This window comes from Bordetella trematum (assembly GCF_900078335.1).
In the GTDB taxonomy this organism is placed as follows: domain Bacteria; phylum Pseudomonadota; class Gammaproteobacteria; order Burkholderiales; family Burkholderiaceae_B; genus Bordetella; species Bordetella trematum.
This window is the reverse complement of sequence record NZ_FKBR01000039.1, coordinates 1-282: the sequence shown is the minus strand read 5'-3', so window position 1 is coordinate 282 and position 282 is coordinate 1. Positions and strand designations below refer to the sequence as shown.

The window sequence follows — 282 nt, the reverse complement described above, 5'->3', positions numbered from 1 at the left end:
ATCGGTGCGCACTCACATCAAGTGCCCACACTTATCGGTTGTTGAGTTGTTAAAGAGCGGTACTGCTAAAATCTGGCCTGCCTTGCTTTCAACCCTGCGCCGGGCGGTGACGTTGCCGTCGGACCGTTTGGCGCTGCGTCGTCAGCAGCAGAGAAACGAGATTATGAAGAAGTTTTTTGGGTTTGTCAACTCGGTTTCGATTTATTTTCAAAACCTCGCTGCCCCGCCGACTTGCTTCCGAAGACTCGCGCCTTCGACCTCACTTCCCCTGGCGTGCTATCC

General features: G+C 53.9%; 1 protein-coding gene. It reads left to right on the top strand.

Annotated elements, in window-relative coordinates; genetic code table 11:
- Nucleotides 1-282 (top strand): hypothetical protein (locus tag A7V84_RS21525; protein ID WP_204246502.1); only part of this gene is annotated, 282 nt, incomplete at both ends.